11 protein-coding genes and 1 pseudogene are annotated in these 16003 nt (G+C 66.1%); 8 read left to right on the top strand and 4 right to left on the bottom strand.

Annotation, left to right across the window (positions count from 1 at the left end; all coding sequences use genetic code 11):
* Positions 1 to 228 precede the first annotated feature (228 nt).
* From AC1D1S_RS06415 to AC1D1S_RS06400, 4 genes are all read right to left on the bottom strand, one after another.
* Positions 229 to 927 carry a phosphocholine cytidylyltransferase family protein gene (locus AC1D1S_RS06415; RefSeq protein WP_476994005.1) on the bottom strand — a complete coding sequence of 233 codons (699 nt, stop codon included), beginning with the start codon at positions 925 to 927 and terminating at the stop codon, positions 229 to 231.
* Positions 928 to 1140: 213 nt separating this feature from the next.
* On the bottom strand, positions 1141 to 2286 hold the full coding sequence (wecB, locus tag AC1D1S_RS06410) for a non-hydrolyzing UDP-N-acetylglucosamine 2-epimerase (protein ID WP_476994004.1): 1146 nt from the start codon (positions 2284 to 2286) through the stop codon (positions 1141 to 1143).
* 50 nt (positions 2287 to 2336) lie between these two features.
* Entirely contained in the window at positions 2337 to 2663 is a 327-nt protein-coding gene (locus AC1D1S_RS06405; protein ID WP_243177145.1) for a hypothetical protein, read from the bottom strand.
* Positions 2664 to 2732: 69 nt separating this feature from the next.
* On the bottom strand, positions 2733 to 3308 hold the full coding sequence (locus AC1D1S_RS06400; protein ID WP_476994003.1) for a YdcF family protein: 576 nt from the start codon (positions 3306 to 3308) through the stop codon (positions 2733 to 2735).
* Positions 3309 to 3517: 209 nt separating this feature from the next.
* Here AC1D1S_RS06400 and AC1D1S_RS06395 point away from each other — a divergent pair, with 209 nt between their 5' ends.
* From AC1D1S_RS06395 to AC1D1S_RS06360, 8 genes and pseudogenes are all read left to right on the top strand, one after another.
* On the top strand, positions 3518 to 6514 hold the full coding sequence (locus AC1D1S_RS06395; RefSeq protein ID WP_476994002.1) for a hypothetical protein: 2997 nt from the start codon (positions 3518 to 3520) through the stop codon (positions 6512 to 6514).
* A 370-nt stretch (positions 6515 to 6884) separates the two neighbouring features.
* Positions 6885 to 8624: a glycosyltransferase family protein gene (locus AC1D1S_RS06390; protein WP_476994001.1), complete on the top strand. Its 1740-nt coding sequence runs from the start codon at positions 6885 to 6887 to the stop codon at positions 8622 to 8624.
* Between the two features lie 14 nt (positions 8625 to 8638).
* Positions 8639 to 9892, top strand: a complete 1254-nt coding sequence (gene wecC, locus AC1D1S_RS06385; protein WP_476994000.1) for a UDP-N-acetyl-D-mannosamine dehydrogenase — start codon at positions 8639 to 8641, stop codon at positions 9890 to 9892.
* On the top strand, positions 9889 to 10809 hold the full coding sequence (locus AC1D1S_RS06380; protein ID WP_476993999.1) for a hypothetical protein: 921 nt from the start codon (positions 9889 to 9891) through the stop codon (positions 10807 to 10809). Before wecC ends, AC1D1S_RS06380 begins: the two co-directional genes overlap by 4 nt.
* Complete coding sequence (locus AC1D1S_RS06375; protein WP_476993998.1) at positions 10796 to 12970, top strand: glycosyltransferase family protein; 2175 nt, start codon at positions 10796 to 10798, stop codon at positions 12968 to 12970. The genes AC1D1S_RS06380 and AC1D1S_RS06375 overlap by 14 nt, the downstream gene beginning before the upstream one ends.
* A gap of 173 nt (positions 12971 to 13143) precedes the next feature.
* On the top strand, positions 13144 to 14169 hold the full coding sequence (gene thiL, locus AC1D1S_RS06370) for a thiamine-phosphate kinase (RefSeq protein WP_476994011.1): 1026 nt from the start codon (positions 13144 to 13146) through the stop codon (positions 14167 to 14169).
* Between the two features lie 22 nt (positions 14170 to 14191).
* Positions 14192 to 15292, top strand: a complete 1101-nt coding sequence (locus AC1D1S_RS06365) for a DAK2 domain-containing protein (protein WP_243177964.1) — start codon at positions 14192 to 14194, stop codon at positions 15290 to 15292.
* Positions 15282 to 16003: pseudogene (locus AC1D1S_RS06360) on the top strand (ATP-dependent DNA helicase RecG); the annotation flags it as partial. The gene AC1D1S_RS06365 and the pseudogene AC1D1S_RS06360, both read left to right, overlap by 11 nt.

The following is a 16003-nucleotide window of genomic DNA, read 5'->3' as shown; positions in this document are numbered from 1 at the left end:
CTCCGGGGTCCCAGCACAACCGTGGCGTCCAACGTTGTTGACGAGCCACTTGTCCGTAGCGCCGCTGCACCCGGCGGGGGTGTGCTCGGAGTTCCGTCGGAGGACTCCGATATCCCCAAAAGGGTGACACCGATCGCGCCGCCAAACGCCCAGCGAGCGGCGTCCCGTCGCGATAGTTCCTTCTTGCTTTGCTCACGCACTTGCTGATGTGGCCCTTTGATGCTGCCCTTAGATGCTGGCGTTGGCCCGGACCAGGTCGTCCGGGAAGTCAACTTCCACGGCATAGAACTCGCTGATGTCCACCGGGGTCCACTTGACGTCGTCCTGCTTGATGGTCAGCTCGATAGCGCCTTCGAAGTAGTCCTGGTCATCGACTTCAATGAGTCGCTTGAGGAGCTTCTTCTTGTCCTTGGAGCTGACGTAGTTGATGCCGACAGCTTCACCCCGGGCCACATCCGCCGGAACGGACTTGGAGAGCTCCAAGATGTTGCCGTCGGCGTCGGTGGTGTACTTCACTTCCTCGTCGGAAACCGAGGACACATCGACGGTGATGAATGATTCATCGCGCTTGATGTAGGGCATCAGCATCTGCAGGATGTCCGGATCGAACACGACGTCGCCGTTCATCCAGAGCACGCCGCCCTTGGCCGAATTCCGGATTGCCTTCAGGAGGCTCTTGGAGGTGTTGGTCTGGTCAAAGTTCTCGTTGTACACAAACGACGCGTTCGGTACGTGTTCCAGGATCATTTCGAGCTTGAACCCGACAGCAATCGTGAGGCGCAGGCCCTTGCCGAATGCATTCTGCAGGTTCTGGACCTGCTGGTGCATGATGGTGCGCCCATCACTGAGCTCTGTCATGGGCTTCGGGTGTGGGCGCGCCAGCCGCGTTCCCATTCCGGCGGCAAGAATTACGGCCTGGACTTTCATGTGTCTTTTCCTCTTCTACGAGCGATCCTGGTGGCGGGAGCGGCGAGCCATTGCATCGCTAGAGATCGCCCCGGAACCCTGTGCACGGGCCAGAGGGCGCTTCCCCCGCGTCCCAGCATAAGGGTTCAGCATCGGTGGCGCCGAATGGCGCTGGCTGTTCGACGTTAATGCTGTGTTAACTTTGCGTCGACCTGACGGCAATACGGCGGGCACCTACGCGCCGTCAAATTCGCCAATCCGGGACCCCACGCCCACCAGTTCTTCGATGGCTGCGACGGTGCGCGCGGCGGCCTTTCCATCCCCATACGGGTTGACGGCATTGGCCATCGCGGCGAAGTGTCCGTGATCATGGATCAGCCGGGACACTTCGGAAACAATCCGTTCCTCGTCCGTGCCGATCAGCAGCACCGTCCCCGCGTCCACCGCCTCGGGCCGCTCGGTGTTTTCCCGCATCACCAGGACCGGCTTGCCCAGGCTTGGGGCTTCTTCCTGGACGCCGCCCGAATCCGTCAACACGACGTGGGCAACGGACAGCAGGCGGGTGAACTCGCCGTAGGCCAGCGGTTCGGTGACGAGCACGTTGGGTTTGCCGTCCAGCGCGGGCAGCACCGCCTCGCGCACCACCGGGTTCTTGTGCGCGGGAAGGACAATCGTCAGTTCCGGCTCGGCGTCGGCGATCCGGGCCAGCGCGCGTCCCATATTGCGCATGGCATCGCCCTGGTTTTCGCGGCGGTGGGTGGTCACCAGCAGGATTCGGCGGCCGCTGGTGGCCAGCTCTTCCAGCCTGGGGTCCGTGAAGGGGAGCTGTTTGTCCACCGTGGCCAGAAGGGCATCAATCACCGTGTTGCCGGTCACGACGATGTCCTCTGGGCTGACGCCTTCCCGCAACAGGTTTTCCCTGCTGGTGGAGGTGGGGGCCAAATGCAGGCGGGCGATCTGGCTGGTGATCTTGCGGTTGGCTTCTTCGGGAAACGGCGAGAGCAAGTCTCCGCTGCGCAGCCCGGCTTCGACGTGCACCACGGGGATGCCGTGGTAGAAGGCCGCGATGGCGGCGGCCGTGGACGTGGTGGTATCGCCCTGGACCACGACGGCGTCCGGCCTCGACCCGGCAAAGAGCGTCTCCAGGCCGTCGATGGTGCGCGTCATGATGGCGGACAGGGTCTGGCCCTGCCGCAGGATATTGAGGTCGTGGTCCGGGACGATGCCGAACAGTTCGTTGACCTGGTCCAGCATCTCGCGGTGCTGCCCGGTGACCGTCACGATGCAGTCGAAGTGCGCAGACTCCTGCAGGGCGCTGACGATCGGGGCCATCTTGATGGCTTCCGGCCTGGTTCCAAAGATCGGCATGATGCTGTGCATGGAATATCCCCCAGAAGGTTGGTTGTGGTGTAACGGCTGGCCGGGCGGGTTCAGCCCAGCAGCAACAAGGCGATCACGAGGGCCGGGACGCTGACCACTACGACCAGAACGGCGATCAGTGCCGCAAGGCGCTTGCGGCGGTAGGCCATTTCTTCGTCGGTGGGGTCCAGTTCGGCGGCCCGCTTGGCCGAGGCTGGTCGATCCCGGGGCGTTGGTTCTTCGGCCGCCTGTTCACGCGCTGCGCGGCCTGCGGGCAGCGGAAGCGGCTCGGCGTCCGGGACCAGGAGTGTATCTGGTATGTCCTCGTGCAGGCGGCGCCGGCGCAAGTGCCGCGGTGCTGCGGTCAGTGGGGGAGCGCCGTCGGCAGGGTTCTCCAACGTATCGTCCTCCTCAGTTCAATGAATCGTCCGGCTTCGACCTGACGGCTTCAATTCTTACATTTTCGCTCACTGATTGGCGCATTCCGGCCGCAGGGAAGCGTCGATCAGTCCTCCGGTTTCGATCACAAACCGCCGCAGCCATTGGCCCAAATCCAGGTCCGGATGTGAGGCAACCATCTGTACGTCCGCCGTCGTGCACTGGCCAATCAGGCGCCCCGCGCGGGTGAGGTGATAACTGGACGTCACTACGGTGACGGACTTCCAGCCGTTGGCCTTGACCAGGCCGGAGATTGCCAGTGCTTCGCCGCGGGTGTCCAGGTCCGGGGGGCGGAAGCAGATGACGGCCGCGTTGGGGAAGGCGGCTGAATTGCATGCCTCATCCGCCGCCCGGTTGCCGAACGTGTCCGTGTGCGAGATCACGAGGACCGGAACGTGGAAATCGGCCTGGAACTGGCGCGCCACCGGCAGGCGCTCGGGCGCCGCGCCGCCCAGCATGATGACGGCGTCCGTCCGGTGCAGGCTGAGCGGGTCCACGTTGACGAAAAGTTGGAGGGCGATGATCAGCCACAGCAGGAGGCCTCCGACGGCGACGGCGAGCACCCTGCGGGTGGCGGTATTCACCGCGGCGACGGAAGGAGGCACGGCTAAGAGTTTGGCACGGGGTTTTCAGGTGGCGAAATGGTGCGCCGGTTCTGCGCCAAAACTTGCACAAAAGAATGCGTGATGCAGTTGTGATTTTGGAGATCAAAGTTACTGGGGTGACAGATGTGGATTGCCGTTTATGCTATAGGCAACTTACGTCGCTCCCACCACAGGTCTCCACCTTCGGTCTCACCCCTAAGCGAGCAATCTTGCGAAAACTAAACATAGCGGCAACCGTGATTGCCGCCGTGATGCTGGCAGCAACCTTTCCGCAGGCCGCCGAGGCCGCTGTCGAGGTGCCGCCCGCCGGACAGGTGTCCGCCGGCGCACTGGCGCCGTCGGCTGGCATGCAGACTGGCGCGGTGCCGGCGGTGTCGGACCCGAGCCCGCAGCCGCAGGTGGATGACTTTGTGCGCCCGGAACCTCCCGCAGGCAGGGCAAAGTCCGAGTACACCTACGTCAGCGCGCCGCTGGCCGGCACGTTGAAGACCACATTGGTGACGGTGCAGCTGGCCGACAAGACTGCAGCCGAAACGGACGCGGCCGTCCCCATGGCCGCGGCGAAGGCCTCGCTCAGCGCCGCTAACCGCTACTGGGCCTACGCCACCGCGGGCCGGGTGGACATTGCGCTGGCCTCCTCGCGCCAGCTGCACAAGTCCGCCGCGACCTCCAAGCAGTCGCCGGCGCAGATCGTGGACATCGTCTCCCAGGAGCTGGGCTGGACGCAGAGTTCCTACACGGCGCTGGTCATGTTCATCCCCGGCGCCTACCTCACCAACGGCGCCGCGGGAATGACCTACAGCAACGGCAACATTGGCGGCCGCATCCTGATGCCGCAGAACAGCCGGCTCTCCACGCCGGTCCTGGCACATGAATTCGGGCACGCCCTCGGCATGGACCATGCCAACAGCCTGCTGTGCGGCAGCGGCGCCATGGACGTGGCCTCCGGGCCGTTCGCCGGGTTTGCGGATGCCACCTGCAGCATCAAGACCTACGGCGACAACCTGGATCTCATGGGTATTTCGCACTTCGACCTCATGCCGGAAATCAGCGCCAGCTTCTGGGAAATGGGCCGGTTCGGCAACGGCAACGAGATCGCCAACCTGGGCACGGTATCCGCCCCCCGCACGGTGAACCTCAAGCCTTGGGCCGGAGCAGGTGCCAACCGCGCGGCGAAGTTCACGGACCCGAAATCCGGCGAGGTGTACTTCCTGGAACTCCGCACCCCGGTCGGCTACGACTCCGTCATTGCGCAGGACGGAAACCGCGGCGTGAAGATCACCCAGCAGGGCGGCGGCAACTCCTCGATCCTGCTTCCTCCCAACACCCGGGCGACCGCATTCAACGGCTACTACAGCAACACCCAGGCCTGGCAGGCCGGCCAGGCTTTTACAACGCACGCGGGCACCAAGGTCTCCATTGACGCTGTCAGCAACACCGCGGCCACCGTGACGATCCGTCCGCCGGGTGCGCCCGCGAAGGGCTCCTTCGACAGCGCAGCCCTCGCGGTCACCTCGTCCGGCGCCACCATCAACGTCCGCGGATGGTCGGTGGATCCGGCGGCGGCCTCCACCTCCACCCAGACGCACGTTTACGTCACAGCACCTGACGGGACGACGACGGGCCACGCCTTCACCGCGGACAAGCCGCGCGCCGACGTCAACGCGGCGCTGGGCATCAGCGGAAACCACGGCTTCCAGGAGTCGATCACCGTCAAAGCGGCCGGACAGTATCAGGCCTGCGCCTATGCGATCGGCATCTTCAACAACACAGCGCTGGGCTGCCGGACCCTCACCCTGGCCGGCACTCCCGCTCCCGAGGGATCCCTCGATGAGGTCACCACCGCCATGGTGTCTGGCAAACCGTCCATCAAGTTGCGGGGCTGGGCCGTGGACCGCGGCCAGGCAGGCGCGTCCATCCCGGTCCACGTCTACGTGACCACCCCCGCAGGGGCCACCACCGGCCAGGCCTTCACCGCAAACCTGCTGCGCCCGGACGTCAACCAGGCCTTGGGGGTCAGCGGCGCGCACGGGTTTGCGGTCACCGTCCCGGCGACCGAGACCGGCACGTATCGGGTCTGTGCCTACGCCATCCCCGTCGCCCCGTTTGCTGCCGGTAACACCACCCTGGGCTGCCGCAACGTCCCGGTGGCCGTCAGTGACCCGCCCACCGGATACCTGGATTCCGTGGCGTTCATCAACGCCGGGTCTTCGGCGCGGCTGGACGTCGCAGGCTGGTCCTTTGACGCCGGCGTGCCGTCGGCGTCAATCCCCGTCCAGCTGAGTGTCACGGCGCCCGACGGCAGCACCAAGTCAGTGACCACCACCGCCAATGCTGCCCGGAGCGACGTCAATGCCGCCATGGGGATCGCCGGTTCGCACGGGTACCAGACATCCGTGAGCGTGACGAAGGCCGGTACGTACCGCGTCTGCGCCACCGGAATCGCGGTCGCGACCCTGACCAAGGGCAACGGCTTCCTGGGCTGCGTGAACGCTACGGCGACCCTTGCTGCGCGGCCGGTCGGCTACGTGGACTCCATTGTGGTGCAGACCAGGACGCCGTCGGCGGTTATCACGGCGTCCGGCTGGACGTACGAACCCGGTACACCGGCGGCCTCCAACGCCGTGCATATCTACGTCACGGGCCCGGACGGCAAGACCACGGGCTACCCCTTCACCGCGAACGGGACCCGGCCGGACGTCAATGCCGCGTTTTCGCTGACCGGAAGCCACGGATTCCAGAACAGCATCCCGATCACCCTGTCCGGCCGCTACCGCGTGTGCGCTTACGGCATCTCCGTGAGCCCGCTGAGTGCGGGCAACACGCTGCTGGGCTGCCGGGATGTGGTTGCGCAGCCCGCCGCCCCGGTGCGGGGTTACCTCGACACCGCCCGCCTGTCCGGGACCAGCACGAATAAATCGATCGTGGCGACCGGCTGGGCCATGGATCCGGGCTTCACGAGCCAGAGTGTTCCGGTCCGCGTCACCGTGAAGTCACCGGATTCGAGCTCCAAGAGCTACAGCGTCACAGCCAACCTGGCCCGGCCGGATGTAAATAGCGCGCTGGGCGTGACGGGAAACCACGGCTACCGTGCCGCCATTCCCATCAAGGCGCGGGGCAAGTACACCGTCTGTGTCTCCAGCGCCGGGGCCGGCGTCCTGCGGACCGGGGTGTCCGCGCTGGGGTGCCAGTCCCTTAGCTACTGACGGGCTGACTGGCCCGGCGCTGTTTGGCCTTCGTTCACCTCGGACCGCCATTCCCTTTACCTGAGCCCCCTACCTTCGATGAAGGTAGGGGGCTCAGCGGCTTCTTGGCACTTAGACGGACTTCCTGTTGGCGGCCCGACGGTGGTGCCCCCGCGCTGACGCAACGCCGTATTGGACGCATCATGGAGGAGAACCGGAACAGATGGGCATCCCGGCGGACGTACAACGGGCCCTGCGGCAGTTGAAAATTCGAGGCAAGGCCCACCTTCAAAGGCGGAGGCCACACCGGAGAACAGAACGGACCCCCGCCGTTTCGCCCGGGACGAATGGTTCAGCGGGCCAGTGGGCGGGGCGGGGGCCAAACCGGCAGTTGCAGTTCACCCCATACGAAGCTTCCGGTCCGGGACCGCGGCGCCCGGACCTGAGCGTGGGCGTGATCCTGGACGATTTCACCCGTACGTCCTTTGCGTTCGAATGGAACCTGCTCGAACTGCGCAAGGAACTGTGGCGTGACCAACTGGGAGCGACCCGCATCGATTTCCTGTTCGTGGAATCTGCCTGGAACGGAAATTCCGGCTCCTGGCAATACCAGCTCACCGGTTCCAAGGGGCCGGGCGTCGAGCTGGTCCGGCTTGTGGAGTGGTGCCGTGCCCGCGGCATTCCGACCGTCTTCTGGAACAAGGAGGACCCACCGCATTACGACGACTTTCTTCCGGCAGCGAAGTTGTTTGACCACGTCTTCACCAGTGATTCGGACCGCATTGCTGATTACGTGAGGGACTTGGGCCACCACAGGGTGGGCACCCTTCCCTTTGCCGCGCAGCCCGCCCTCCACAACCCCGTCCGGCCAGGACACGGATGGCACTCGCGCGGCGTGGCTTTCGCCGGAATGTATTTCGCCCACAAGTATCCCCAACGCCGCGCCCAGATGGACATGCTCCTCGGCGCGGCCAGGACCGAAGCCGGAACCGGCGGCGCCGAACTGGAAATATTCTCCCGCCAGCTGGGCGGGGACCAGAACTACCAGTTCCCGGAGCCGTTCGACCAGCACGTGGTCGGCTCATTGAATTACGCCCAGATGCTGACGGCATACCGGGCGTACAAGGCGTTCCTGAACGTCAACTCGGTGATCGAATCGCCCAGCATGTGCGCCCGCCGGATCTTCGAGATCTCCGCCTCGGGCACACCGGTCGTCTCCGCTCCCAGCGCGGCCATAGCGCAGTTCTTCGAGGACGATGAGGTTCTGGTCGCCGCAGCCCAGCCGGAGGCGGAAATCATGCTGCGCAAGCTGACGTCCAACCCGGAGTTCAACGAACGGGTGGTCCACAAGGCCCAGCGCCGGATCTGGGGAGCCCATACGTACGCGCACCGGGCAGAATCCATTGTCCGGGCGGTCGCGCCGGAGCGATGCCGGCCCGTGGTCCTTCCCTCCGTCAGTGCGCTGGTGAGCACAACCCGTCCGGAACAGCTGGACCAAATATTTCAGACCGCCGGCGGCCAGGCCGACGTCGACCTGGAGCTCATCGTGCTGACCCGCGGCTTTGCGGCCGCCGAGGGTCTCTGCGCCGAACTGGCGCACGCCCACGGCGTGGCGAAGTACCAGGTGCTCGCCGCCCCGGCCGCACTGACCCTCGGCGAGTGCCTCAACCGGTGCGTTGAAGCATCGACGGGTGCGGTGCTCACCAGGATGGACGACGCCGACTATTACGCGCCAAACTACGTCGCCGATCTGCTGTACGCGCTCAGCTATTCCGGGGCGGACGTGGTGGGGAAGCAGTCCCACTACTCGCACCTGCGTTCCAGCCGGACCACCATGCTCCGCGCCGCACACCAGGAGCACCGGTTCGGCCGGCGGGTGATGGGACCAACCATCACTGCACACAGGGAGGTCTTCGAGGCGCACCCGTTTGAGGCGCTGGACCGGGGCGAGGACACCGCCTTCCTGGCGTCCGTCGCGGCGTCCCAGGGCTCCATCTACGCAGCCGACAGGTTCAACTACTGCCAGATCCGCCCCGGCGCGGGGAACGGGCCGGGCATACCGGCCGGGGAGCCCGCAACGGACGGCGAAATTCACATTCTCGAAAATCCACGTGAATTCATCACGCTTTGATAGGGGTTACCAGATTGACTGACTTTCGGACCATCGCCGTCATTGGACTGGGGTACATCGGGCTGCCCACAGCCGCGATACTGGCGACCAACGGCCTTGACGTCATCGGCGTTGACGTCAATCAGCGGACGGTGGACGCAGTCAACGAAGGGCGTGTGCCCTTCGTCGAGCCAGACCTGGGGATCCACGTCGCCGGTGCCGTCAGCCAGGGCCGGCTCAAGGCAACCACCGGGACGCCCGCCGCTGATGCGTTTATTGTCGCCGTTCCGACGCCGTTCACGGCGGACAAGAGGGCTGACCTGAGCTACATCGAGGCGGCCGCACGCGGGATCGCGCCGGTGTTGCAAGGTGGCGAACTGATCATCCTTGAGTCCACGTCGCCCCCGGGGGCAACCCGCCATCTGGGCGAGTACATCGTCTCGCTCCGGCCGGACCTATCGCTGGAAGGCGCCGACGGCAGGCCCGCGATTCTCCTGGCCCATTGCCCCGAGCGCGTCTTGCCCGGCAAAGTCATGATCGAGCTTGTCACCAACGACAGGATTGTTGGCGGGATCACCCGGCGCGCCGCCGATCTCGCGAAAGACCTGTATGCGGTGTTTTGCCAGGGCGAGATCCTGATCACCGACGACGTGACGGCGGAAATGGCCAAGCTGGTGGAAAACTCCTACCGCGACGTCAACATAGCGTTTGCGAATGAGCTTTCGGTCATCAGCGAAAAGCTGGGCATCAACGTCTGGGAACTGATCCGGCTGGCAAACCATCACCCGCGCGTCGACATCCTGCAGCCGGGACCCGGCGTCGGGGGTCACTGCATCGCCGTCGATCCCTGGTTCATCGTCGCTGCAGCACCTGCCGAGTCGCGCTTGATCAGAGCGGCCCGGACCGTCAACGACGAGAAGCCGCGCTGGGTCCTGGACCAGGTGCGTGACGCGTTTGCCGGCTTGCCCAGGAACGCAGAGATTGCCGTCCTGGGGCTCGCGTTCAAGGCAAACATTGACGACCTGCGTGAGTCTCCCGCCATTGACATTGCCCATGGCATCGCCGAATCGATGCCGGCCACCCGGATCAACGTCGCCGAGCCCCACATCGACAGCCTGCCCGGGCGCCTGCAGCACCGGGAGAACGTCCGGCTGGTGCCCTTGGAGGAAGCAGTGAGCCGTTCCTCGCTCGTGGTGGTGCTTGTCGACCACGACGCCGTCCGGGCGCTGCCCGCCGAAGCCTTGGCCGGCAAGCTCCTCGTCGATACCCGGGGAGTCTTCAGCTCATGATCGATCGGCTCGTTCAGACATTGCGCACAGCCTTCAAAAGCCGGGTGGTCATGGCGATGGCCTTCTGCGGCGCGGCCGCAGTACTCAGTGGAATCCTCTGCCTCGTGCTCAGGCAGCCGGCGCTCGCGGTTCTGCCCCTGGCACTGTTCGCACTCATGGCGGTGATGGCCGTCTCGCAGCTGGTCAGTATGCGGTGGCTGCAGGAAACCGAAGCCCGGAAGGCCCACTCGCGCAACAGGGAACTGCGCGAGCTGGTACGCGGACTGTCCGCACCGGCGGCGAAGGCCAGTGCCCCCGCGGCGGAGCGCACAAATCCCGCGGCGGAGCGCACAAATCCCGCGGCGGAGCGCACAAAGTCCGCTCCCACCGCGGCTCCGACTGCCGGACGGGCAGTCGGCCGGCTCGCGGCCGCTGTGACAGATGACCGGGACCGCCAGGCCAAAATCCTCCGCTACCTCGGAGCGCCTGTAACGGCGCCGTGGGGCGGACGGGTTGTCTACTCAATCATGGGCCAGGAGCTTTACCGGTACTTGGGCGATGCCCACGCCCTGGAACCACTGCGGCCGAGCACCATCGCTGCCCAGATCGCGAACGGCCGGGGCTTCGCGCTGGTGATCGATGACAGCGCCTTCACGGCCGGAATCTGGTTCGGAGCCGATTCCGCTGCAGGGACACTGCTTGCCAACGAAATACTCCGTGCCCTCGCTGAGTGCAGGTCCCAAGGGATGCCGGCCTATTTTGTGAGAACACGGTTGGAGGCCGATATCTACACCACGGATTTCGAAGCAGCGTCGGATGTTGTGTTTTCGGAGCGTTCATCCCTGGCGGAGTGGACCGAAGACTACCGGTTCGGATTGCTCACTTCGCTGGAAGCTTTTGCCAAAATGAACAGAGGAGCGCTCATTGGCTCGCCCTGATACCACCGGGTCCAWGCGGAAGATCCTCCTCTACGGGGACGTCGACCTCAACATCATCGACGGGTCCGCCGTCTGGCTCGTCTCCATGGCCGAGGCGTTATCCCGAACGGGCTCCGAAGTCTGCGTACTTCTCAAGACCCACGTCACGAAGACGCGGCTGCTTGACCGGATAGCTGACATGCCCGGCGTGGAAATCGCCCAACCTGGCGAGAGCGCGGACATCGAGGCGCTGCAGCCCCGAACCGCAGCCCAGCGCATGGCCCAGCTTGACGCGCAGCGGCCGTTCGACGTCGTGATCGCCCGCGGCACCCAGGTCGCGGCGCACGTCGCAAACTCCAAAGTCCTGGGCCCCAAGTCGTGGCTCTACATCACGGACATCGCCCATCCCGGCTCCCGGCTTTCCGAAAAAGACCGCGCGGTGCTCAGAAGGACCGTCGGACAATGCCGGCGCTTCTTCGTGCAGACTGAGGCCGCACGCTCCTACGTTGAGGCGACGATTCCCGAGGCCGCGGGAAAGACCCTGGTCCTCACGCCCATGGTGCCCGATGAATACTTTGACCTGCGGGGAGGCTCATCTGGCACCGGGCGGAAACTGAGTGCGGTCTACTCCGGCAAGTTCGCCAGGAAATGGCGGACCCTGGAAATGTGCTCCCTCCCGGCGACGGCCGGGGAACACAACCTTCCCCTGGCGTTGACGATGATCGGCGACAAGTTCCAGCACGACCTCCAGGACCCGCAGTGGTCGGCCACGATGGAGACGGCGGTGAGCTCGCCGGGGATCGACTGGCTGGGCGGGATGTCCCGTGATGAGGCCGCAAAGGAAGTCAGCCGGCACGACGTCGGGTTGAGCTGGCGGGATCGAAGCATGGACGCCAGCCTCGAAATTTCGACCAAGGTGCTCGAGTACGCGGCCCTTGGGGTGCCGCCGATGGTGAACCGGAATGCGCAGCACCTGGAGCTTTTCGGCGCGGACTATCCGCTGTATGTCGACGACGATTCGGCGGAGGGCGTTCTCAGCACCCTTCTGGCGGCGAGGGAAACCGTTGCCGGGCTGAAGGAGGAAGTGTCCAATCGTGTCCGGTACTACTCGATTTCAGCATCGGCGGCCCGGCTGAAAGCCTATTTCGAACGGTCCGAGGGCGACTACGCCCGCAGCCCGCGGTCCAGGCAAAAGACGCGGGTGCTGATTGCCGGTCACGACCTAAAGTTTGCGGGCGAGCTGGTGTCCGTCCTCGAGATGCGGGACGACATCGAACTCGCCTTCGACCACTGGACCTCACTTCATCAGCACGACGTCAAGGAGTCCGAGCGGCTCAGGGACTGGGCCGACGTGATCATCTGTGAATGGTGCGGGCCCAACGCCGTCTGGTACTCGAACAACAAACGGCGGAGGCAGAAGCTCATTGTGCGTCTTCACATGTTCGAGCTCAACGGCCCCTGGATGAGCGACGTGGCCGCCGAAAACATTGACTCCCTGATCTGCGTCTCGCAGCTCTACGTGGATCGCACTCGTGCAAGTACCGGCTGGACCGGCACCGCCATCCGGGTCATCCCGAACGCCGTGGACGTCATGGACCTCCGCAGATCCAAGGAACCGGATCATCGCTTCCGGCTGGGGCTGGTGGGCATCGTCCCCATGCGCAAGCGCCTGGACCGCGCCCTTGACCTGCTCGAGGAGCTGTTGGATGAGGACCCCAGGTACACCCTGCATGTCCGCGGAAGAATGCCGTGGGAGTATCCGTACGAATGGAAGAAGCCGTTCCAACGCGAGGCGTACCTGGAGATTTTTGACCGTATCGGCAGGTCCCCGGCGCTGCGGGATGCCGTGGTCTTCGAACCGTTTGGCCCCGACATGGCGTCCTGGCTGCGCAAGATCGGATATGTCCTATCGCCCAGCTCGGACGAGAGCTTTCACCTCGCCCCCGCTGAGGGCATGGCATCAGGCGCCGTACCGCTGTTCTGGCAAAGGCCCGGAGCGGATGAAATATTCAGCAACCGCTGGACTCGGGGGACAACGTCCCAGGTCCGGGCCCTGGTCTCGGCCCTCAACGGCTCGCCCCAGGCGTATGCAGAGGAGTCCCGGGCCGCCGCCGAATACGTCGGGCGGTTCGATATGCGGTCCACGGGCGAGGCCTGGCTGGAGGAAATACTCAGCACGTGAAGCCACGGCCCGGCACGGTCGGTCCCTCGCGGTAGCGTAGGGCTGTGCCTGAAACTGTGCCCGAACCTGTGCCCGAAACCGCTGTGCCCGAAACCGCTGTCCCTGAAACCGCTGTGCCTGAAGCCGCTGTGCCTGAAGCCGCTGTGCCCGATGCCCTGCCCGCGGACGCCGCACTGACCGTTGGCGGCCTCTCGGAGTCCCAGCTGCTGGGACGCATCTTTCCGCGGCTCACGATTCCGCAGCCCAATGGCGGACCGGCGGCGGCGTCGTACTTGCTGCTGGGGCCGGGGGACGACGCCGCGATTGTCGCCGCGCCGGACGGGCGGACCGTGGTGAGCATCGACACCCAAGTGGCGGACCAGGATTTCCGGCTCGAATGGAACAACGGCTACCGGACCACCGGGTACGACGTCGGCTGGAAGGCCGCGGCGCAAAACCTCAGCGACATCAACGCCATGGGCGCCCGGGCCACGTCCGTTGTGGTCAGCCTGACCATGCCGCCGGAGACCCCCGTCTCCTGGGTGGAGGATTTCGCGGACGGCCTCGTGGCCGGCATCGGGGGGCTGGGGGCTTCGGCCTGCACGGTGGCCGGCGGCGACCTCGGCCGCGGCCGCGAACTGGCGGTCAGCGTGGCGATCCTGGGGACCCTTGACGGCAGGGAGCCCGTCCTGCGCTCCGGGGCCCGGCGGGGGGACACCGTGGCCCTGGCGGGAACAGTGGGCCGGGCCGCCGCCGGGCTGGCGCTGCTGGAGTCGAACGTCCCGGTGGGCGCCCTGACCGCCGGGCAGCGTTCCCTCCTGGACACCCAGTGCAGGCCGCAGCCGCCGCTCGCCGCCGGACCGCTGGCCCGTGAGGCGGGGGCGTCCGCCATGATGGACATCTCGGACGGCCTGGTCCGGGACGGAAACCGCATGGCGGCCGCCAGCCGCGCGGTGCTGAACCTGGACGCCGCCGCCCTGAAGGAGCTGGCCGTCCCGCTGCTGCCGGCGTCGGAGCTGTTGGGGGCAGACCCGATGGCCTGGGTCCTCGGCGGCGGTGAAGACCATGGGCTGCTCGCCACTTTCCCGGCAGGGGTTCCGCTCCCTCCCGGGTTCACTGCGATAGGCTCGGTAGAGGCCCCTGCACCAACCGAAAGCACGGGAGTAACGATCGCGGGCAGGCCCGCTGACGCWGTGGGATGGGATCACTTTGCAGACTAAGATTGCCGCCAACGCGCAAGCGATGAAGCGGTGGTTGGGCAAGGCGGAAACCACGCTCGGCAACCACAGCGACCGCCTGAACGCCATCAACATCTTTCCGGTAGCCGACGGCGACACCGGCACCAACCTCTACCTGACCGTCCGCGCCGCGGCCCACGCCGCGGACGCCGCCGTGCCGGGACACCCGGACGGGGCGGCGCACGCGGCACCGGACCCGACCCTGCATGACGTTGGCGCCGTCCTTGCGCAGGCCGGCCAGGTTGCCATGGAACAGGCCCGCGGCAACTCGGGAACCCTGTTCGCCGTCTTCCTCTGCGCTGCTGCCGAACCCCTGGCCGGGCACACCCGGATCAGCTCACCCCTGCTGGCCGCGGCCCTGAACCGGGCCCAGATCCGGGCCTGGTCCGCGCTGAGTGATCCCGTGCCCGGCACCATGCTCTCCGTCATGGAGGCTGCCGCCAGGGCCGCGGCCGCCGTGGACTCCGCACACGACGGCGATGACAGCAACCAGACCCTGGGCCTGGCCCTGGACGCCGCCGTCGAGGCGGCCCTGGCCGCCGTGGTCCGCACGGAAGAGCAGCTCGATGCCCTGCAGGCCGCCCACGTGGTGGACGCCGGCGGCGTGGGCATGCTGCTGATCCTGGACTGCCTCCGCTCGGCCGTGCTGGGCGAGGAGCTCCAGAGCGAACTGCTGGACGGACTGCACGGCTACGACGTCCAGGATCCGCATATCCACGTCGGCATGCCGCGAGACGAAGGTGTCGAAGTCATGTGCACCATTTCCCTGTCCCCGCTGGACGCCGCCATGATGCGCCAACGGCTCGACGAAATGGGCGACTCGGTGATCATGAGCCAGGTCGGTGGCGGCGCCGACGCCGCCGGGCTCTACCGCTGGCGCGTCCACGTCCACGTCCTGGATGGGGACCTCGCCGTCGCGCTGATCCGTTCCCTGGGCGAGCCCACGGACATTTCCGTGAGCGAGCTCGCAGTCCCGCGCGACCCGGAGGCACCGGCCGCCACGGTTGCCGCCACCGCAGGCGCACCTGTTGACGCTACCGTCGCTGCTGCTGCTGCCCCGGCGCGTGCCGCCGAAACCCGAAACCCCGACGGACATGCACGCTGAACTTGAACTGGGCCTGGAGCGCCGCATCGGCAAGCGCTCCGCGGCCGTCATCGAAAAACACCTTGGCATCACCACTGTCGGCGGGCTCCTGAACTATTTTCCCCGCCGCTACCTCAGCCGCGGCGAGCTCACGCCCATCARCGAGGTCCCGCTGGACGAGGAAGTGACCCTGATCGCCCGGGTGGTCTCCAACAGCACCCGGCCCATGCGCGCCCGGCGCGGTTCCCTCACCGACGTCGTGATCTCCGACGACGCCGGCGGTACCGCTTCCACGCGGGCGGCCGGCGCACTGCCGGGCACGCTCAAGGTCAGCTTCTTCAACGGGTTCCGGGCCAAGGCCGAGCTGCAGCCGGGCCGGCGTGCCATGTTCTCCGGCAAGGTTACGCGCTACGCCGGATCCCTCGGCCTGACCAACCCGGATTTCCTGCTGCTGGACGAGGACCCCGAAACGCCGGGCATCGACCCGGAGAAGCTCGCCGCCATGCCGATCCCGGTGTACCCGGCCACGGCGAAACTGACCAGCTGGTCCATCCAGAAGGTCATCTCGACGCTGCTGGACACCGTGGAGCTCGAAACCCTCGGCGACCCGCTGCCGGCGGAGATCGCGGCGCGGGAGAAGTTCCTGCCGGTCGCGGACGCCTACCGGCTGATCCACGCCCCGCAAACCCCGGCGGACTACCAGCGCGCCCGGGACCGGTTCCGCTACCAGGA

Source organism: Arthrobacter sp. P1_A5 (assembly GCF_056406825.1).
This window is presented reverse-complemented; position numbering and strand designations above follow the sequence as displayed.

Excerpts from the sequence above, each read along its gene's own strand:
- AC1D1S_RS06380 (WP_476993999.1), top strand. The coding sequence starts at position 9,889 with ATGATCGATCGGCTCGTTCAGACATTGCGCACAGCCTTCAAAAGCCGG.
- AC1D1S_RS06415 (WP_476994005.1), bottom strand. The coding sequence starts at position 927 with ATGAAAGTCCAGGCCGTAATTCTTGCCGCCGGAATGGGAACGCGGCTG.
- wecB (WP_476994004.1), bottom strand. The coding sequence starts at position 2,286 with ATGCACAGCATCATGCCGATCTTTGGAACCAGGCCGGAAGCCATCAAG.
- AC1D1S_RS06365 (WP_243177964.1), top strand. The coding sequence starts at position 14,192 with ATGAAGCGGTGGTTGGGCAAGGCGGAAACCACGCTCGGCAACCACAGC.